Origin of the sequence: Jannaschia helgolandensis (assembly GCF_900109285.1) — a bacterium.
In the GTDB taxonomy this organism is placed as follows: domain Bacteria; phylum Pseudomonadota; class Alphaproteobacteria; order Rhodobacterales; family Rhodobacteraceae; genus Jannaschia; species Jannaschia helgolandensis.
Genome location: NZ_FNZQ01000002.1, coordinates 359,224 through 376,906, shown reverse-complemented (window position 1 = coordinate 376,906; position 17,683 = coordinate 359,224). Strand labels below are relative to the sequence as shown.

Here is a 17,683-nt window from a genome sequence, read left to right as displayed (position 1 = left end):
GTGCCCATGTCCATGTTGCCCATGTCGGTGGCGTCAGGCGCGGCCATGTCCATGTTGCCCATGTCCATTCCTGACATATCCATGTTGGCGATTGCTGCTTCCAACATGACCTCGTCTTGAGGCGGCACTTCAAAGACGTCGTGTTCGACTTCTTCGTCTTCCGCCAGAGGACCGACCGGCAGCAGGCCCTCCTCTTGCAACATGGTTACATTGGACATGAACGGAGCAGCCTGAACAGTGGGCGGCGTCCGGCCGACCACGAAATAGGCTGTCCCCCCCAGAAGGAGCAATCCGAGAAACAGGAAAGTTCGCATAATCATCTTGATATCTCCTTCTATTCTGCTGGAGCGGCGGCGGTGGCGGGTGTGTCCGCCATTTCGACCGGCCAGGGATCACCCTGAACGGTCCGGCCACGGGTGCTGCTCCACATGATGTTGAATACGAACACGATGAATCCCAGGCCGATCAGATAGGCGGCACCTGTCAGCATCAACTGTGGAATTGCCCATTGCGGCAGCGGCAGATAATCCACCACCCAGCGCGGGAAATACACGAAGCCAAGATAGTACATCATCATCACCTTGCCCAGAATCCCGACCTGCCACAGCCAGAAATGAAGGTTACCCATTCGCTGGCTGAACATCCGGCCGGTGAAGTAGGGGTAAAGGTAGTAAACCCCCGCCATCGCCATATTTCCCATGAAGCCCACGAACATCGCATGAAAGTGTGCCGGCACGAAGTAGGTGTTGTGCACGAAGTCGGCATTCACCGCGATCTGCGCGTTGAGATAGGCAGTCACTCCTCCAAGGATCAGAAAGAAGATCGCGGCGATGATGAACTTGAACGGGATTGCCCGTTTTGCCGATATGGGGATGTCGTCATACCACAAAGTCGCGATCCAGTTGAACACATGCAGGGTCGACGGGATGAAGATCAGCATCGTCAGGATCTGTGTCGTGCGTTCCAGCAAGCCGCTGACCGTATTGGCGGGCTGGAAGTGGTGTGGATAGACCACGAAAGACAGCACGGTCAGGATCGCGAACGCGGTGACGCCGGACCAGTAACTCCATATCGGGCGCCCCAGGAATCGCGGCATCAGGGTATACAGAACCGCGATTGCCGGCATCAGCGGCAGGTAGACGGCCGGGTGGCCGTAGAACCAGAACAGGAACATGAAGGTCGGAATGTCGCCGCCCCGTGCCGGATCGAACAATGCCGTCGTGCCCAGCCAGTCGGTCATCAATGCGCCGCCGACAAAGGCCAGAGCAGGGGTGGAGATCGTCAGCAGCAGGCCTTCCGATATCGCCGCCCAACCCATCAATGGCAGCTTTGACCAGCCGATGCGCTTTGCCGCGCTCCAGCCGTTCGCGATGACGACGCAGCCGGCCAGAAATTCGGAAATCGCGACCAGAACGATGGCCAGATAGCCCATCCAGATCAACTCGCCACCGACGCGCAGCGACATCGGCGGATAGAAGGTCCAGGTGAAATCGGGGCGTGAGATGACCAGCAGCAACGCCGCCGCGATCAACAACCAATAGCTCCATTGTGCGCCGCGCGCGAATATCAGCCGGTCGGTGCCCAGAACCTTGGGCATCATGTAATACATCAGGTTGACGACGAACGGGATCACGAAGCCGAAGACCATCAGCATCCCGTGCAGCGTCATCAGCGACATATAGGGCCGGGCATCGAAAAACTGGATGTCGGGTACGGCAAGTTCGGTTCGGAACAGCATCGCCATCAGACCGCCTAGGCCCAGCATGACAATCGACGTCAGGATGCCCTTGATCGCAATATGCCTGTAATCGAGTGAAAACAGCAGATCGGACAGGGTCATCTTGCCAAGAACGTCGGCAGGTTCCCAATGTGGCAGGCCACCCATGCGGGCGGTATCGTTTGCGCTTGTCATCATTCTTCTCCGCTCAGGTATTTGCTTGCGACGCTCATACTTCACCACCTTCTTCCGGACCCTCGACCACAAGCCATGCCTTCATCTGCGCGTGTCCGACGCCGCAGTAATTCAGGCACTGGATCAGGTATTTTCCAGGTTCCTTGGGTGCTCTGATCCAGACCTGCCGGTTTTCACCCGGTCCGAATTCGGTGGTGATGCCGACGGCAGGAATGTTGAAACCATGGATCACATCATTCGAAATGATTTCGAACAACACGCGCTCGCCGGGTTGGACGACCGCCGCATTGCGGCTGATCTCGTCTTCTTCGGTCAGAAACGCGAATCCCCATTGGAACGCGATTACCCGCAAGGTGCGGTCGAATTCCCCGGCAGCTTCATAGCCGTCGACCGAGAGTTCCCCTGACTCGTTCAGGTCGGCCTGATAGGCGGAATAGACTTCGGTACTTTTGCGGTCGGCATACCAGACCAGCACGGCCAGCAAGACCACAAAGCCAATTTCCATACGGTATTTCATTTTCCACCGCTTGGGCCAGAATATGGCCATCAACAGGCCACCTATTCCCAGAATTCCCAGCGCGAATACGATGGTCATCATCGTTGCCTGATACCCGGTCAGGCCTAGTGCATTTTCCATTTACTCTTCCCCTGGACGAAAATTTTCGCCCCTCAATTCAGAATGTGTGCTGTGTCTTGGCTGCGATGCGGGTTGTCGGATGCCCTGGAATTTCACGGGGGTTCATCCACAAGACGGTTGTCCGAAACAATGTCCGGTCGCAGGTGTGACGGAAAGATGAGATGTCTGCCGGTTGTTCAGCGACACCCCTGTCCGGGTGCAGTCAGACCAGCGGTGGCCGGAATAGCCCGTAGTCTTCATGAATGCTGGCACCAAGCGCCAAATGGTGCCTGCTGACCGTGCTGACCCGGGTCAGCAAAAAAGCCATGGTCGGTTCAGTATCACACAGTACAATCTGGCACGCGGTTGCGACATGACCGGCGGTGCTGCAGGACGTAGACTTGGTCATCATCGGACACACCTGGGTTTCGAGTAGAGAAACCGCCGATGACGAGACGTCGTTGACTGTGCTGTCGGAGATCAAGGCGACTGGCCCGGTCCGCATTGCCAGAGCCATGCGTGTTGCGCCGTACCCCGAGAGAAGCAACGCAGACAGTATTACAAGAGATAAAAACCGCCCAACCATTCGGCATGCTGGCAGAAACTCGCCAGTTTTGCAAGCCGTTGTTGACGGTCTCAGACTATGTCTGATCCGTCGATTCGTCGGTGCGAAAGTCCGGTCCGCCCAGGCCTTGCGCCACAGCATATCCCACCGCGCTGCCAATCAGGATGCCCGACGCGAACTCGGACAGCCAGTGATAGCCAAAGCTGACCCCCAGACCGATGAAAAGTGCAAGCGGCGTTCCGAAGATCACCACATAAGTTCTCCGCCGGGCAAGAAGCACCAGCGCAACAAGGACGGCGAAGGCGACCGTTGCATGGGACGATGGCCAGCCGCCGATAAGCGGTTGATTGAGGAACCCGAACTGAAAGGCCGCACTGTTGTCGGCCCCTGCAAGACCGGCACCGAAGGCATGATGGGGCGGTGACATCCGACCGGTAACCGATTTTAGTGCCATAGACACCGCAAGACCGCCCAAAGCGGCGGCAACCGACGCCCCAGTCAGCGACCAAGCGCCCCGCCGCGGCGCGACGGTTGCGACCGCAGCCAGACCCAGAGACACCAGAACCGGGGCAACATATCCGACCCGATCCGCCAATGGCAGAAGCCCCACGGCACGGCTATTCTGTATCCAGACGAAATATCTCCAGTCCAGCCCGCTCTGCACGAGCAGGGCCGTCAGCAGCGAGCTGGCCAAAATGCTTCCGACAAGGACGCAAATAATTCTCAACAAAATCCCCTTTGCTTGGTCTTGCTGTTGCTTCGCTGTCCGACGATCAGCGAATTTCCGGGCTTGTTCAATCGCGCACGGGGGGTCCGATCTTGAACTGGCTGGGGCCTGTTCGGATCAACAGGGTCCGTTGTCGGGACCAATCACACGATGGAGTCACCCGGTCGTGCCGCGCAGTCGTGCAGCGGGAGATGTTGTGACAAAGCCGTCGGTTTCCATCGGATTTAAGTCTGGGTCATGGACCGTCTGCGCCGCAGGAAGGCCGACACCTTGGGCAAACCGCCGCGCATTGCCGCCGGGTCGTTGGCAAAGCCGATCCGCACCGTGCCCTCGACCCCCATGACCGCGCCGGGCGTGAACAGCACGCCTTCTTCAGCCAGCAGATCGAGGCAGAGCTGTTCGGATGGGATGTCCAAATCATATCGGATCAGCGCGGTCGTGCCCGCAGTGGGGCGCACCCAGTTCAGGGCCGGTTCAGACGCCATCCAACCGGACAAAAGCGTAAGATTTCCGCGCGTGATTTCGCGGGATCGGGCCAGAATGCGATCTCTCGCGCCAAGCGCCAGCGTGGCCAGATGGTCGTCGATCATGCCGACCGAGATCGTATTGTAGTCGCGGTGATGCGACACCGCCTGCAACACATCAGCGGGGGCGCAGATCCAGCCCAGGCGCAGGCCGGCCAGCGAGAATACTTTCGACATTCCGGCCGTCGAAATGCCGCGATCATAGAGATCGGCGATGGACGGACCCATGCCGTCATCGTCCTGCGCCGATCCTCGATAGACTTCATCCACCAGAACCCACGCACCCGCTCCACCCTGACCGATGCGCGCGATTTCGGCGATCTTCTCCAATCCTGCGCGGTCGATCAGCGATCCGGTTGGGTTGTTCGGGTTGGTCAGAGCGATGACCAGGGTGGCTGGCGTCACGGCGGCGGCGAGCGCTTCCATGTCCGGCAACCAACGGTCAGCGGCGCTCAGTTGAACCTTCGTGACCTTGGCGCCCAGACTTTCTGGGATCGAAATGTGTTGCTGATAGGTTGGCACAAGGCTTACGACAGGATCATCCGGCCCGACCAGCGCTGCCCATACCAGCGCATTCGCTCCGGCGGTGCCGTGGGTCACAAGGATATCGTTGCGCGTTTTTGCAGCGTAAAGCCCGGCAATGGCATCCCGCAGTCCGTCCGACCCCTCGATCGCGCCATAGGTCAGCTTGAGCGGCAAAAGCTGAGACAGGGCCGTCGCATTCCGTCCCGACAGATGCAGAAGTTCCTCCAGCGTCAGGCTGGTGACGCAGGTTTCCGCAAGGTTGTGGTCACAGTCGTTTTCATGCGCGTTCATCCACATCTCGACGCCGAAAGGATCAATGTGCATCTGGGACTCCGGTGGATAATTCTCGGATCAACTCGCGATGAAAGGGGACGTAGCCCGGCGTGACCTCAGCCAGATGCGGGTGCATCAGGCGGTGCAATTCGGGCAGGCGGTGAAACGGGACGGTTGGCCAGACGTGGTGTTCGGTGTGATATGGCATGTTCCACGCGATCCAGCGCACCGCACGATTGGTCAGTGTCGTCCGGGTATTTTCCAACATGTTCGCAACCGTGGCACATCGCCCGTGTTCTGCCAGCAGATACAGGCGCAGGAACGGCTGTCCCAGCAGCATCGGCATGATCCAGACCCAGAGCAGAATGAAGCTGCCTTCGGCAAGACTGGCGGTCAGGGCGAATGCATAGAGACCCAGCATCAAACGCGCCTCGTCCCGGACGTGCGCAAGACGGGAGGGCTGTACATACGCATATTCGGCGCGCCCCGTCGCATTGCGGAGTAACGTCCCGATCATCGTCCGCCAGACCGGCAGGCCGCTTATGTGCAGTATGTATTGCGCCCGCGTTTTCGGTTTGGGCGTGGCCAGTTCCGGGTCGTTCGCCAGGTCCTGCGTATGGCGGTGATGCGCAAGATGGAACAGGCGGAACCACGTCGGCGGCAGCAGCAGGATCAGCCCGCAAAACCGTCCAACCCATTCGTTCAGCGCGCGATTGCGAAACGGCGTCTGATGTGTGGTTTCGTGCTGCAGCGTGAACAGGAAAATCAGCACGATGCCCAGCGGCAGCATCAGAACCGGCCAGCCAGGCACCTTGACGAAAACGGCACCGGCCAGCAGTCCGATCAGGGCGAGGTGGCCCGACAGATGCGTAAGTCCGGCGCGGTCGGACAGGGCCGTAAGACGGGTCCGTTCGGCGGGCGGAATGGTTGTGAGGAAGGTTCTGTGGTCCATGCGCCAAGCATATCAGGTGGGGCAAACCGGACGGAAGGGGGAAACACAGCCCCGACGGGATGGTCAAGGCCTGCCCCATGTCGACGGACCGCAGGTCTTTCTACCGACTGGCTTTCCCGCCGACCCCGTGCGGGTTTATTGGCACCAGCGGAACGAGCGCATAGGGATGCCAGACCAGCGCACCGAAGCCGATGATCGTTGCGCCCAGCCCGAACGCCAGCGATCCGAACAGGACGATTGCTGCGATGTCATAGCCCGACAGGCCAAGCGCAGAATAGATGCGATACCGCACCGCTCCGCCCGTCACCGGGCCTGCACCGACGGTATTGCCGATGGCATATCCCAGAAAACCGCCCGTCGTGACGGCGGAAAACGGGACGCTCTTGCCGATATGGCGAAGCGCGGACCAGTCATAGCCGATCAGTGGGGCATAAGCCCCCGCCACACACAGCAGGGCCAGCGCGATGATATGTCACCGGGTGTGCCCCGGACCTGCCGTATTATCTGCACCGGACCGACAGGGGTGAGCAATTTATTGACCGCAATAAACACGTGGCGAACAATACGGTCGTCATGACATAGGGAAGGAGCGGTATGATCCTGCTCCAGACAGTCAGGTCGGTCGGGGTGACCATTGGCGTCACTCTGCTATCCTATGTATCTCGATCCGTGCAGTTTGCGGCAATGCTCCGACCGTCCGCGTCGCTAGGTAAGATCTGGGCCAAAGACGAGCGCTCGTTGCGTTATGACGCTGCTATCGGTTGAGTATTGTCGGTTTGCCCCGCTGGGTATTTGCAACCTTCGCCCTGACAGGTCATCGTCCGCCATATGTTCCAAGAATGAGGGAGTAAGAGAATGTCTGACCGTGCCAGATTGCCAGTAATGCTCCAAGGCATTGCGGGAATGGGCAAAACAGTGGAGCGGTTTCCACAGGGGAGATCAAGCCCTTGATCTGGATACGCGACAGTATAATGACCCTGGTCGACCAATACGGCCCGATCGTTCTGTTCTTGTCGCTGACCCTGGAAACGCTGGGCCTTCCCGTGCCGGGGGAAAGCGCGCTTATCCTGTCGTCCGCAATCGCGGGCACCGGACAGATCAGCATCTGGCAGGTGGTGATCGCGGCCTGGCTGGGCGCCGTTCTGGGGGACAACATAGGCTATTTTCTTGGGCGCAGATACGGGCGGCAGGTCTTGCTGACATACGGTGCCCGCTTCGGCATCACCGAAAGTCGTTTCGCCAAGGTCGAGGCGATTACCGCGCGTTATGGTCCGCTGATGGTCATCGTTGCGCGTTTTGTCGTGCTGCTGCGTCAACTGAACGGGCTGGTCGCGGGAAGCGCGCGCATGCATTGGCTGACGTTCCTTCTGTCCAACATGCTCGGTGCTGCGCTTTGGGTCGGATTCTGGGCGATACTGGCTTACAGGCTTGGACAGTCGGTCACGATCCTGCCCTACATCGGTCGGCACATCGGGGTGCTGGTGGCGATTGTCGTGCCACTTCTGATCGGCGCTCTGATCTTCGGATATCTTCGTCTGCGCCGACGCAGGACGTCAGACATGCCATCCGATCCTTGATGGCATAGAGATCACTGGAAACACAGGTCAACCTCCACGAATATGTCGCACTGTCCCGCAAGGTTAGCCGGACAGGTCTAAGGGATATGGCGGGCCATCACAGAACGTTAACAGTGATCAGTCTGACACATCCGAAAAAGGCGGATGCCATGGACGCGAAGGTGACAGCGTTCCATTCGCCGCTGACATTCTGACAGGGTGGCGGCCCGCCGAAGCCGGTTACTCCATGAACCAGCCGTGGCTGACGATCATCGACTGGCCGGTCAGGGCATTTGTCGGGAAGGCGGCGAAGACATGCGCGATTTCGGCTACATCCTCGACGGTGGTGAATTCCTTGTCGACGGTGCCGCCCAGCATGATGTCGTTGATCACCTCCTCCTCGGTGATGCCCAAATCCTTTGCCTGTTCTGGAATTTGCTTTTCCACCAGCGGAGTTTTCACAAAGCCGGGACAGATCACATTGGCGCGCACGCCATGTTCCGCGCCCTCCTTTGCGATGACGCGGGCGAGGCCCAGCAGGCCGTGCTTGGCGGTCACATAGGCCGATTTCAGCGGCGAAGCTTCCTTGGAGTGGACCGACCCCATGAGGATCACCGAGCCGGACCCTGCCTTGTACATATGCGGCAATACCGCCTTGGAAGTCAGGAACGCGCCATCCAGATGAATCGAAAGCAGCTTTTTCCAGTCGTCATAGGGAAAGTTTTCCAGCTTGTGGACGATCTGGATGCCGGCGTTCGACACCAGCACATCGACGCCGCCCCAATGATCGACGACCTGCTGCACAGCGGCGTTCACCTGCGCCTCATCAGTCACGTTCATCTCGACACCGATGGCTTCGCCCTTGCCGTTCTTGGTCAGTTCTTCTGCGGTCGCCTTGGCCGCGTCGAGACGCAGGTCGGCAATGGCAACCTTGGCACCATCCGCGACATAGCGTTCTGCAATCGCCTTGCCGATGCCGCTGGCAGAGCCGGTGATGATGCAGACTTTTCCGTTGAGGTTCATGGTATTCTCCTTTGACTGCGGGGTGGCAGACTTTGTTGATCGGGCGACAGACATCCAACCGTCTGGCCCGAAGTATCCTTACGCAGGGACCATATCTCTGCCGGATTCAGGTTCTTCGTAAAGTGGCGAATGACGGCCAGACCGGCACGGTCAACCAGAATGGTACAGACCAGATTGGTCTGACTTGCGTGTATGAACATGACAACCTCAACAAGACCACCGCCATCCGGGTTCCCTCCATGATCCATGGCGAAGTTACCGCCCTGAAAATCGGCGCGTGAAAATGATCTGCCTGAATTTCGAAATGCACGATCGCGACAACTCAGGTCATCGTCTTGCCAGGGCAACTGCAAAGCCAAGGTTCAGAGTCCGGGCAGGAAAGTCGACCGTCGTCCTGCGCCAGACCCCTAAGCCATGATGTGTTGGGGGCCGACAGTTCGGGCGCCGCCGCACAACGGGCACGAGGGTGGTGCATTTTTCGGCCGGGGAAAGGGGCATCCATGTCAATCCTTCAGATCAAGCGTGGCAACAAGCGGCAGATGATCGGAGGCCCGTCGGGTATCGTGGGTCAGGGCCGCGGCGACACCGTGAGACTCGAAGTGATGGGTGACGGCGATCCGATCGAGGGCCACCACGGGTCGCCGGGCGTGGAACGTGGGCGGCGCGGGCAGCAACCGGAGCGCCGTACCCATCGCCGTCAGATGCGCCGCGCCGAACCATTCATTGAAATCACCTGCAAGAACGGTCGGCTTGGCATCATCATGCCGCGAGAATTGCTGTAATGCCGTCAGTTGCGCGCGACGTGATCGGCGCAGCAGGCCCAGATGGACGCCGATTGCGCGAATATCTCGCCCTTTATACCGAAGTTCGGCCAGTACGGCGCCGCGTGGCTCGAACCCCGGAAGGTCCGCGTGGTCAGTGGACAGCACCTCGATCTCGTCGCGGATCAGAATGGCATTGCCGTGCCAGCCCAGACTGTCCCGGCCATGGTCGAAGGCGACATGGCGCAGCCCGTGCGCCTGCAACAGGTGCGGCGAGAATGCGGGTGGGCGATGGCCCAGTCGCATGTCGGCCTCCTGCAGCATGACGATATCGGCATCGAGTCTTTCGATCACACGAAGCGTGCGCTGGGCATCACGGCGCCGGTCGGTGCCAAGGCACTTGCGGATGTTGTAGGTGGCGATGCGTAAGGTCATGTCGGTCACAGGATCGGCGCCCCCAGCCGGAATACGCCCTCGGCGATGCGCCGGAGCAGGCCCGGTCGGACAATGCCCGCCGTGCAATCGGAGGCCACTGCCTCGAACCAGTCGCGCACCCCGCACACCGTGTCTGTGTCATAGATCATCAGTACGGCTTCAAAATTCAACAGCATGGAGCGCACATCGAAATTCGCCGAGCCGACCCATGCCATGTCGTCGATCACCCCGACCTTGGCATGCAGCATTCCTGGGGTGAAGCGCAGGATACGGCAGCCCGCGCCGTCAAGGTCGCGCAGATAGGCCCCGCGCGCCAGATCGGCCGTCCATTGGTTCGATCGCTCGGGCAGCATGATCCGCACATCGAGCCCGCGCCGGGCGGCCGTGGCCAGTGCCTGGCCCAGCGCGTCGGTCGGCAGGAAATAGGGGGTCGCGATCCAGACATTCTGCCGCGCCCGATGGATCGCGTTCACCAACGTATCGTGCAGCGCATCCAGCGGTGTATCCGGTCCCGACGGAACAAGTTGCACCGTGGCCGGGCCCATAGGCGCACACTGACAGATCAGAGGCTCGATGGTCTTGCCGGTCACATCCCAGTCCGAGGTGAAGACATCCAGAAACGTCTGCACGGCTGGTCCGCGCAGAACGTACCCCATGTCGATCCAGATCTTCCGATCAGTCAGATATTCGTCGCCGATGTTGCGCCCGCCCGCCCAGACCCGTTCACGGTCAGCGATCACCATCTTGCGGTGGTTGCGCAGGTTCATGTGTCCATTGTCAGGCGGATGCAGAAAGGGCGAAAAATACCGGACCTCACCCCCTGCCGCAGTGAGTTCGTCCAACGCTGCCCGAGGCGCACGCAACGTGCCCAACCGGTCAAGGACCAGATGCACCGCAACGCCGCGCCGGACCTTTCGTGTCAGCGCCGCGATAAAATCGTGCGCCGTCGCATCATTGGCCAGAAGATAGAAGATGATATCGAGCCGAACCGTCGCTGCTTCTATCGTCTCGAACAGCGTTGCTCTGGCGGTGGCTGAATCGATATTCAACGCAATGGCGTTTCCATCGGACGGACCGGGAATGCCGAACTGGCAGAATGTCTGCGCCACAGGGTGCGCGTCGGTGACGGATGATGTGACGCTATTGAAGCGGATCGGCGGAAATCTCGATCCCTGTTTGCGAAATCCGAGTGCCAGGAAAAGCGGGATCGCGGCATAGGGAAGCAGAAGGATGAACAGTACCCAGGCCGATGCGGATTGCGGCGTACGCCGTTGTTGCAACACGAAGATCATGGCAATCCCGGTCGCAATAACCAGAAGGATGATCAGCCCGTATGAAGCCAGCCAGGTCATCGACACGCCCCGTTTCTCTGAATCGCTGGGGTGTGACAGATCATTCGGGTCATGACGCGCGCTTTACTGACGTGATGGACATAAGACCGCAGACGGACCGAACGATCAACATCGCATGCGGAAATACCGCCACCCACCGGGTGTTCATCCGCGCGCCATTGTCCTTGCGGTCCGGTATTTCGCCTGTCGGGTCGTCATTGGCCTGTCGTGCATGCTGCGAGGTGGCGCACCGACCTGGGCCACCCCGATCACGCCGCCGGACATATCCTCTGCGATCAGCGCGCCGAAAGCGAGGCTGGCCGGTGCCAGGCACAGACCGGCGATGAACATCTTCCACTGATCGCGGCATGTTATCGAAATGGCGGATGCAGTCATTTCCCTGCAGCACGGAAGGAAACGAGATGTCAGGCACCTGTCAGAATACCTGACAGAAAGACCGGAGGCGGAATGGCGGGGCCGGGTCGCTTATCGACCGAACCCAGTGCTTCGGAAAACTATGCAATGCTTGGGCTGTTTCATGTAGGCTGGGCGAACGGTCCCGACCGTCTGTGTTTCTGGAGGAGCCGCAATTCCCCAGCATGAAAGGGAGCGGTTTGACATTGATCAGCGCGGGCGGTCCGTCATGGCATGCCGCAGCAGGGATGATCACACGGTTATCCTGAACGATTTTGTCGCATACCGCTTGCTTGACCTGTTGCCTATGTCTGTGCTGCGGAAAAGACATACCCCGGAGACGACCCTTTTTCCGCAGGGAGCCGTTGTCGCATCGGGGCCGATCCGATCACACCTGCCTCCGCCCGAAAACTGGAGTGTGCCTGATGTTTTCTTTTGCCGACCCTGTCTTGCTGGCGCGAATGCAGTTCGCGTTCACGATGTCTTTCCACATCATTTTTCCGGCGTTTTCCATCGGCTTGGCCAGCTATCTCGCCGTGCTCGAGGGACTGTGGCTCAAGACCGGAAAGGACGTCTATCTGAACCTGTTCAAATACTGGATCAAGATTTTCGCCGTCGCCTTCGGAATGGGCGTCGTGTCGGGCATCGTGATGTCCTACCAGTTCGGAACCAACTGGTCGGTCTTTTCCGACAAGGCGGGTCCGGTCGTCGGGCCGCTGATGGCATATGAGGTACTGTCGGCATTCTTCCTCGAAGCCGGTTTTCTGGGCGTGATGCTGTTCGGCATGAAGAAGGTCGGGCGCGGTTTGCATTTCTTCGCCACGCTGATGGTCGCGGTGGGCACGCTGATGTCCGCGTTCTGGATTTTGTCGGTCAACAGCTGGATGCAGACGCCCACAGGCTTCACCACCAATGCCGACGGGCAGTTCGTGCCACTGGACTGGCTGGATGTGATCTTCAATCCGTCGTTCCCCTACCGGCTGGTTCACATGGTTCTCGCCGCGTATCTCACGACTGCACTGGTCGTGGGCGGGGTAGCGGCGTGGCATTATCTGCGCGGGCGTGCGGGGGCGGAAACCCGCAAGATGTTCTCGATGGCGATGTGGATGCTGGTCTTGGTTACGCCGCTTCAGATTCTGGCGGGTGACGAACACGGGCTGAATACAATGGAATATCAGCCCGCCAAGGTCATGGCGATGGAAGGGCATTTCCAGAGCTATCCCGATGGCGCCCCCCTGATCCTGTTCGGATGGCCCAACATGGAGACCGGGACCGTGGATTACGCGCTGGAGATTCCCAAGCTGTCTTCGCTGATCCTGAAGAGAGACCTGAATGCGCCGCTGAACGGATTGGACAGCATTCCACGGGAAGATTGGCCGCCGGTGCCGATCGTGTTCTGGTCGTTCCGGATCATGGTATCCTTGGGCTTTGCAATGCTGGGCCTTGGGCTGCTCAGTCTGCTGGCCCGCTGGCGGGGGCGTCTGCATGACTGGCGGGGTCTGCATTATCTGGCGCTGGTGATGGGGCCTACCGGCTTCGTCGCCGTGCTGGCCGGATGGGTCACGACCGAGGTCGGGCGGCAGCCGTTCACAGTCTATGGCGCGTTGCGCACGACCGATAGCGTCTCACCGCTTGCGGCCCCGGCGGTCGGCGCGTCGCTCGTGGCATTCATCGTCGTCTACGGCATCGTGTTCGCGGCGGGCTCTTTCTATCTGCTGCGGCTGATGAATGTCGCGCCGAAGCCTCATGAACCCGGACTGACCAGTGGGCAGCCGGTGCGGGCCGCGGGGATAACGCCCGCCTCCGCCGTCAATCCCGACCAGATGATTTCGCAGGAAGAATAGGAGCGTGACGATGACACTTATACCCGACCTGGCGACCATATTGGCCTTCGTCATCGCCTTTGCGATCTTCCTCTATGTGGTGATGGACGGTTTCGACCTGGGCGTGGCGTTATTGTTTCCGTTTTTTCCGAAACCACAGGACCGCGACGTCATCATGAACACGGTCGCCCCGGTCTGGGATGGCAATGAGACCTGGCTGGTGCTGGGCGGCGGTGCGGTCTTCGCGGCGTTTCCGTTGGCCTATGCCGTTCTGATGCCTGCGCTTTATGCTCCGATCATCGCGATGCTGCTGGGGCTGGTATTCAGGGGCGTGGCTTTCGAATTTCGCTGGCGTACGAAACGGGGCCAATTCCTGTGGGACATAGCTTTCACCGGCGGTTCGCTTGTCGCCGCTCTGGGGCAGGGGATCGCCCTGGGGACAGTGTTGCAGGGCATTACGGTCGAGGGTCGGGCCTATGCCGGGGGCTGGTGGGATTGGCTCACGCCCTTCACGATGCTCACGGGGGCGGCTGTGGTCGTGGGGTATGCGGCATTGGGCGCGACATGGTTGATCCTGAAGACGACGGGCGACCTTCGGGACCGCGCCTATGCACTGGCACCCGGCCTGGTCATCGCGACGCTGGGGGCGATCGCCCTTGTCAGCGCGGTCACGCCCTTTCTGGAGGGGGCCTATTGGCAGAACTGGTTTGCCTGGCCGCGTATCCTGCTGGTCGCTCCTGTGCCGCTTGCCGTTGTGGGCGTCGCGATCCTGCTGTTCAGAATGCTGGCGGCGCGCCGGGACGGATGGCCATTCGTGCTGATGCTGACTCTGTTCGGGCTTTGCTTCGTGGGGCTGGGCGTTTCGATCTTCCCCTTTATCGTGCCCGGCGCGATCACGATTTATCAGGCGGCGGCCCCCGAAATCAGCCAGAGATTCATCCTTGTGGGCGTGTCGATCCTGATCCCGATCATTCTGGCCTATACGGCCTATGCCTACTGGGTGTTCCGCGGCAAGATTGATATTGATGCAGGGTATCACTGATGGCTGCGTCCGAACGCCCGTTCTGGTATCGCCTTTTGTGGTTCATCCTGCTCTGGGCGGCGGGCGTCGTGGCCGTGGCCGGGGTCGCCTATGGTCTGCGGCTCTGGATAGCATGAGGGTGGAATGACAGGAATTGAACTTATCGTGCGGGAATACCGCCATTGGCACCTGACGATAGCGGTTACTGGCAACACGCTGTTTTTGCTGGGATCGGTATTGTTTTTTCAAGTGTTTTCGTCATGGCAGACGTTGGCAGTCTGGATGTTTGTGCTGGGTTCGACCCTTATGCTTGTCGGTGCAATGGGCGAGGTTGCAAAATCTGTCTACGAACGGCGTGAAAAGGCAGCAAATCGCCGCTGATGCAGCCAAACTGCGTGACCATTCTGGGAAGCACGGCTCTTTAGAAGGCAGTCGATCCTTGCTCGGATCGCAGGTTTCAGTGTTTTATCGAACGGGCAGATCGTGCAGTTGACGTTAACCGTAGCCACCTTATCGCCCAGGTCTGGTAAATCAGGCTTCGGCGCGCAGCCTCGACAGCGCAAGTCCCGGAATTTCCAATGTGGTCCGGGACCTTAAATGCCCCAGGCGTAGCCGGGTACTCGACCCAAATTGATAGACACTTCTCCAATTCCGTCAATCGCTTCCAGCGCAACTCTGGCCGCATCTTCTTCGTCTTTGGAATTCACGATGCCCCAGACGTCAACGCGATTGTCTGCCACGATGACGTTCAGATGAACCGGGTTCAATCCTGGCACCTGGGCCAGTGCACCCAAAACGACGTTACGCTTTTCATCCAAGTCCGCATCTGCACGGATGTGCACAACGGGATGTGCTGCGATTGCCTGCAGCAGATTGGCGCGACTTACGATGCCCACCAACTCGCCATCGTCTATTACCGGCACACGCTTGATATGCCGTTTTTCAAGCAATCGGGCAATCTTTCCAACGGGTGTATCGGACGACACGGTAATGACTTATGTGGTCATGATGTCCCTGAGGTGCTGACCGTGCTTTAATACGAAGCTCTTGGCATTTGCCTGGGACACGGAAAAAAGTGACAGCCACCAAGACCGGCTCTGGCCTTTTTCTCCTTCAACGCGGGGCATCAAATCACCTTCACTCACGATGCCCACGACCCGTTTCTTGTCGTCGAGGACGGGAATGGCGCTGATGTGGTGTTGCGACATCAGTTCGACGGCTTGTCCAACGGTTGTGTCCGGCCTTCCGCTTATGACCGTTTTCGTCATGATATCTGATGCGTTCATGCTTGTTTCGCCTTTTGCGCGCTACTTTTCGACTTCAGTACAGTCAACTGCTGTATCCGGGGCTATTGATCAGAAGACGCGCCAAGCCATGAAACATTACCGGTTCGGCACAAAGCGTCAGCGCGCATGGTGGCCAAGATCGACAGTCCCGACCGCCAGTCGACGCATGTACCATAGCACCAAGAGGGGCACAAAAATCCATTGCAGGATCGGAGACAACCCGGTGCCAAGGACCGGGAGGGTCGGCATCACTCCGTCATAGGACCAACGGCCCAACACTTCGGTGTTGAGGTATTCGAGACCAACGGTTGCCAGCAACCCGGTCGCGAAAAAAACGACAATTGCGGTACTGCCAGCGTTCGCAACCCAATTTCGGTCTTTGCTTACAAGCGCGGCGCTCCAGAAAGCCGCCAGCGCAATGGCCAGATCGCCCAGCGTTGCCTTCAGGCATATGGCGATGCCGCTGAAATGATCGACCTGGCTGAGACTCGCGAACAGCGGGGACTGTAATATTTCCCAAGCGAAATGCCCCAGGAATGACAGGACAAGGAAGTCGAGCTCTGGCGGCAGACGGCGGGGAAGCGCTACGGGTGCGGGCATATGGAACCTGATGTTTTCAATGCAGAACAAGATAGGGAACACAGTGGCCTTATCCTGAAAGTCCCGCTGTGAACAGTCACGTGGCAGTGGGCGAGGCCTGCGTGCCCCCTCTGGCTTTTGATGGGTTTGAAGATTGACTCAAATCAAAGCCTGGCACCGACCTAGGGCCTAAATCTGCATGCAGCACAGGAAAGTATGGACGCATGTTCAGATTCGCGCAGACAGATCGGGGTTTCGCAGTGCCAGCGGGAGCAGGCCCGGTCCCGGCGTGTGCCATCTCTGCATTTGCGACGGCGCCCCGTTACGGATCATCGTGTTCTGCCCCTGCAACCGCCCGTCTTTTCGTCGCAAACAGGGTCTTCGCCGATGACGGTGCCGTTTCGCCCGCACCGGACACGAAATGCCATCAGGGCCGTAGCCTCAGCGTCGCGATTGCCGGTCGGCGGAAGGACTCTGGCAGGTTTCGAAAACCTTCCTGCCCACTTTTCTTAAGAGCCTACCGACCATCAAGGCGCGCGTTCGGCTTTTCTGTCTGCCTTACTTTTCTCAGGGATGACCGTCGGCATCGGTTTTTCGGCGCGGCACGAAATCACGTAATAGGAGTGAAGAATGTTCATTGAACAGAAGCACCGATCAGCGAACGTTTCGCGCCGTGACGCTGAGGCAAAGCTTGTCGAATGCCGCAACAAATTCCTGGGGTTCCTTCGCAAGCGCCTGAGAAACCCGCAGGATGCCGAGGACGTTTTTCAGGATTTCTGTCTCAAAGTTCTTCGTAATCACGCCTCTATCAAGAACGGCGAGCGGCTGGATGCCTGGCTGGGTATCACCTTGCGGCACACCCTGACCGATCACTACCGGCGACAGGCAACGCGAAAAGCATGGGCGGACGCCTATGCGAACGAGGCCAAACTAACGGAACCGGAAACCGAGGGTGTAGATGATACTGTTTGCAGATGCATTTCAGTGGCCTTGAAAGAATTGGAGCCTGCGCAGATCGAATTGCTGACACGACTGGATCTGCAGGAGGAACCTCGTATTGCGATCGCCGCTGACCTTGCGGTCAGTCAGAATGCTTTGCGCGTGCGCGTCCATCGTGCCAGGGCGGAATTGAAGAAACGCATAACCGAAATCTGCCCTCTTTGCGGCGCCGGCAAGTTTATGCAGTGTGGCTCTGATCATTCCCTGAAAGGCTCCTTAGGAAATAGAATTCCAGCCTGAGAGTGGACGACGCATAGAGCCTTATGTTTTGAGAGACCAAAAGTCCATAATGAAGGTGTAAAATGTTGAGGTAAAACAAAACCAACCATGCATCCTCTATGCCATCGATGCGGACGAGGGC

20 protein-coding genes are annotated in these 17,683 nt (G+C 59.0%); 6 read left to right on the top strand and 14 right to left on the bottom strand.

Translation table 11 applies throughout. The features are described from left to right. The 7 genes from BMY38_RS18095 to BMY38_RS08835 all read right to left on the bottom strand — a co-directional run. Positions 1-320 (bottom strand): hypothetical protein (locus BMY38_RS18095; RefSeq protein ID WP_175495820.1); only part of this gene is annotated, 320 nt, incomplete at its 3' end. A gap of 14 nt (positions 321-334) precedes the next feature. Further along, on the bottom strand, positions 335-1,912 hold the full coding sequence (locus BMY38_RS08865) for a cytochrome c oxidase subunit I (RefSeq protein WP_175495819.1): 1,578 nt from the start codon (positions 1,910-1,912) through the stop codon (positions 335-337). A gap of 34 nt (positions 1,913-1,946) precedes the next feature. Then, positions 1,947-2,549 carry a cupredoxin domain-containing protein gene (locus BMY38_RS08860; RefSeq protein ID WP_092761933.1) on the bottom strand — a complete coding sequence of 201 codons (603 nt, stop codon included), beginning with the start codon at positions 2,547-2,549 and terminating at the stop codon, positions 1,947-1,949. 620 nt (positions 2,550-3,169) lie between these two features. Continuing rightward, the gene (locus BMY38_RS08850) at positions 3,170-3,787 is read right to left on the bottom strand and encodes a phosphatase PAP2 family protein (RefSeq protein WP_092761929.1); all 618 of its coding nucleotides are present in this window, start codon (positions 3,785-3,787) and stop codon (positions 3,170-3,172) included. Between the two features lie 257 nt (positions 3,788-4,044). After that, entirely contained in the window at positions 4,045-5,193 is a 1,149-nt protein-coding gene (locus BMY38_RS08845) for an aminotransferase class I/II-fold pyridoxal phosphate-dependent enzyme (protein ID WP_092761926.1), read from the bottom strand. Then, on the bottom strand, positions 5,183-6,094 hold the full coding sequence (locus BMY38_RS08840; RefSeq protein WP_092761924.1) for a fatty acid desaturase: 912 nt from the start codon (positions 6,092-6,094) through the stop codon (positions 5,183-5,185). The genes BMY38_RS08845 and BMY38_RS08840 overlap by 11 nt, the downstream gene beginning before the upstream one ends. 100 nt (positions 6,095-6,194) lie before the next feature. Then, positions 6,195-6,539, bottom strand: coding sequence for a UPF0104 family protein (locus BMY38_RS08835; protein ID WP_092761922.1), 345 nt, complete (start codon positions 6,537-6,539; stop codon positions 6,195-6,197). Between the two features lie 526 nt (positions 6,540-7,065). Here BMY38_RS08835 and BMY38_RS08830 point away from each other — a divergent pair. Further along, on the top strand, positions 7,066-7,671 hold the full coding sequence (locus tag BMY38_RS08830; protein ID WP_092761920.1) for a DedA family protein: 606 nt from the start codon (positions 7,066-7,068) through the stop codon (positions 7,669-7,671). A gap of 219 nt (positions 7,672-7,890) precedes the next feature. Here BMY38_RS08830 and BMY38_RS08825 read toward each other — a convergent pair whose 3' ends face one another. Continuing rightward, positions 7,891-8,673: a 3-hydroxybutyrate dehydrogenase gene (locus BMY38_RS08825; protein WP_092761918.1), complete on the bottom strand. Its 783-nt coding sequence runs from the start codon at positions 8,671-8,673 to the stop codon at positions 7,891-7,893. 122 nt (positions 8,674-8,795) lie between these two features. On the opposite strand from BMY38_RS08825, the gene BMY38_RS18090 reads away from it, so the two are divergent. Continuing rightward, positions 8,796-8,954 carry a hypothetical protein gene (locus tag BMY38_RS18090; protein WP_175495818.1) on the top strand — a complete coding sequence of 53 codons (159 nt, stop codon included), beginning with the start codon at positions 8,796-8,798 and terminating at the stop codon, positions 8,952-8,954. A 222-nt stretch (positions 8,955-9,176) separates the two neighbouring features. On the opposite strand, the gene BMY38_RS08820 is transcribed toward BMY38_RS18090, so the two are convergent. From BMY38_RS08820 to BMY38_RS08810, 3 genes are all read right to left on the bottom strand, one after another. Further along, positions 9,177-9,869, bottom strand: a complete 693-nt coding sequence (locus tag BMY38_RS08820) for an endonuclease/exonuclease/phosphatase family protein (protein WP_092761916.1) — start codon at positions 9,867-9,869, stop codon at positions 9,177-9,179. Positions 9,870-9,874: 5 nt separating this feature from the next. Next, on the bottom strand, positions 9,875-11,221 hold the full coding sequence (locus BMY38_RS08815) for a phospholipase D-like domain-containing protein (protein ID WP_092761914.1): 1,347 nt from the start codon (positions 11,219-11,221) through the stop codon (positions 9,875-9,877). A gap of 144 nt (positions 11,222-11,365) precedes the next feature. Next, positions 11,366-11,596, bottom strand: coding sequence for a hypothetical protein (locus tag BMY38_RS08810; RefSeq protein ID WP_092761912.1), 231 nt, complete (start codon positions 11,594-11,596; stop codon positions 11,366-11,368). Between the two features lie 443 nt (positions 11,597-12,039). On the opposite strand from BMY38_RS08810, the gene BMY38_RS08805 reads away from it, so the two are divergent. From BMY38_RS08805 to BMY38_RS08790, 3 genes are all read left to right on the top strand, one after another. Beyond that, positions 12,040-13,458, top strand: coding sequence for a cytochrome ubiquinol oxidase subunit I (locus BMY38_RS08805; RefSeq protein ID WP_092761910.1), 1,419 nt, complete (start codon positions 12,040-12,042; stop codon positions 13,456-13,458). 10 nt (positions 13,459-13,468) lie between these two features. After that, positions 13,469-14,479 carry a cytochrome d ubiquinol oxidase subunit II gene (gene cydB / locus BMY38_RS08800; RefSeq protein ID WP_092761908.1) on the top strand — a complete coding sequence of 337 codons (1,011 nt, stop codon included), beginning with the start codon at positions 13,469-13,471 and terminating at the stop codon, positions 14,477-14,479. A gap of 123 nt (positions 14,480-14,602) precedes the next feature. Next, complete coding sequence (locus BMY38_RS08790; protein ID WP_092761904.1) at positions 14,603-14,839, top strand: YrhK family protein; 237 nt, start codon at positions 14,603-14,605, stop codon at positions 14,837-14,839. A gap of 212 nt (positions 14,840-15,051) precedes the next feature. On the opposite strand, the gene BMY38_RS08785 is transcribed toward BMY38_RS08790, so the two are convergent. From BMY38_RS08785 to BMY38_RS08775, 3 genes are all read right to left on the bottom strand, one after another. Then, on the bottom strand, positions 15,052-15,444 hold the full coding sequence (locus BMY38_RS08785) for a CBS domain-containing protein (protein ID WP_175495817.1): 393 nt from the start codon (positions 15,442-15,444) through the stop codon (positions 15,052-15,054). A gap of 9 nt (positions 15,445-15,453) precedes the next feature. After that, positions 15,454-15,744 (bottom strand): CBS domain-containing protein, encoded by a 291-nt coding sequence (locus tag BMY38_RS08780; protein WP_092761900.1) that lies wholly within the window; start codon positions 15,742-15,744, stop codon positions 15,454-15,456. A 117-nt stretch (positions 15,745-15,861) separates the two neighbouring features. Beyond that, positions 15,862-16,344 carry a hypothetical protein gene (locus BMY38_RS08775; RefSeq protein WP_139204684.1) on the bottom strand — a complete coding sequence of 161 codons (483 nt, stop codon included), beginning with the start codon at positions 16,342-16,344 and terminating at the stop codon, positions 15,862-15,864. 609 nt (positions 16,345-16,953) lie between these two features. On the opposite strand from BMY38_RS08775, the gene BMY38_RS08770 reads away from it, so the two are divergent. Continuing rightward, positions 16,954-17,562: an RNA polymerase sigma factor gene (locus tag BMY38_RS08770; protein ID WP_092761897.1), complete on the top strand. Its 609-nt coding sequence runs from the start codon at positions 16,954-16,956 to the stop codon at positions 17,560-17,562. Positions 17,563-17,683 lie beyond the last annotated feature (121 nt).

Coding starts and splice junctions, on each gene's coding strand:
- BMY38_RS08865 (WP_175495819.1), bottom strand. CDS start 1,912: ATGACAAGCGCAAACGATACCGCCCGCATGGGTGGCCTGCCACATTGG.
- BMY38_RS08860 (WP_092761933.1), bottom strand. CDS start 2,549: ATGGAAAATGCACTAGGCCTGACCGGGTATCAGGCAACGATGATGACC.
- BMY38_RS08845 (WP_092761926.1), bottom strand. CDS start 5,193: ATGCACATTGATCCTTTCGGCGTCGAGATGTGGATGAACGCGCATGAA.
- BMY38_RS08840 (WP_092761924.1), bottom strand. CDS start 6,094: ATGGACCACAGAACCTTCCTCACAACCATTCCGCCCGCCGAACGGACC.
- BMY38_RS08830 (WP_092761920.1), top strand. CDS start 7,066: ATGACCCTGGTCGACCAATACGGCCCGATCGTTCTGTTCTTGTCGCTG.
- BMY38_RS08825 (WP_092761918.1), bottom strand. CDS start 8,673: ATGAACCTCAACGGAAAAGTCTGCATCATCACCGGCTCTGCCAGCGGC.
- BMY38_RS08820 (WP_092761916.1), bottom strand. CDS start 9,869: ATGACCTTACGCATCGCCACCTACAACATCCGCAAGTGCCTTGGCACC.
- BMY38_RS08815 (WP_092761914.1), bottom strand. CDS start 11,221: ATGACCTGGCTGGCTTCATACGGGCTGATCATCCTTCTGGTTATTGCG.
- BMY38_RS08810 (WP_092761912.1), bottom strand. CDS start 11,596: ATGACTGCATCCGCCATTTCGATAACATGCCGCGATCAGTGGAAGATG.
- BMY38_RS08805 (WP_092761910.1), top strand. CDS start 12,040: ATGTTTTCTTTTGCCGACCCTGTCTTGCTGGCGCGAATGCAGTTCGCG.
- cydB (WP_092761908.1), top strand. CDS start 13,469: ATGACACTTATACCCGACCTGGCGACCATATTGGCCTTCGTCATCGCC.
- BMY38_RS08790 (WP_092761904.1), top strand. CDS start 14,603: ATGACAGGAATTGAACTTATCGTGCGGGAATACCGCCATTGGCACCTG.
- BMY38_RS08780 (WP_092761900.1), bottom strand. CDS start 15,744: ATGAACGCATCAGATATCATGACGAAAACGGTCATAAGCGGAAGGCCG.
- BMY38_RS08775 (WP_139204684.1), bottom strand. CDS start 16,344: ATGCCCGCACCCGTAGCGCTTCCCCGCCGTCTGCCGCCAGAGCTCGAC.
- BMY38_RS08770 (WP_092761897.1), top strand. CDS start 16,954: ATGTTCATTGAACAGAAGCACCGATCAGCGAACGTTTCGCGCCGTGAC.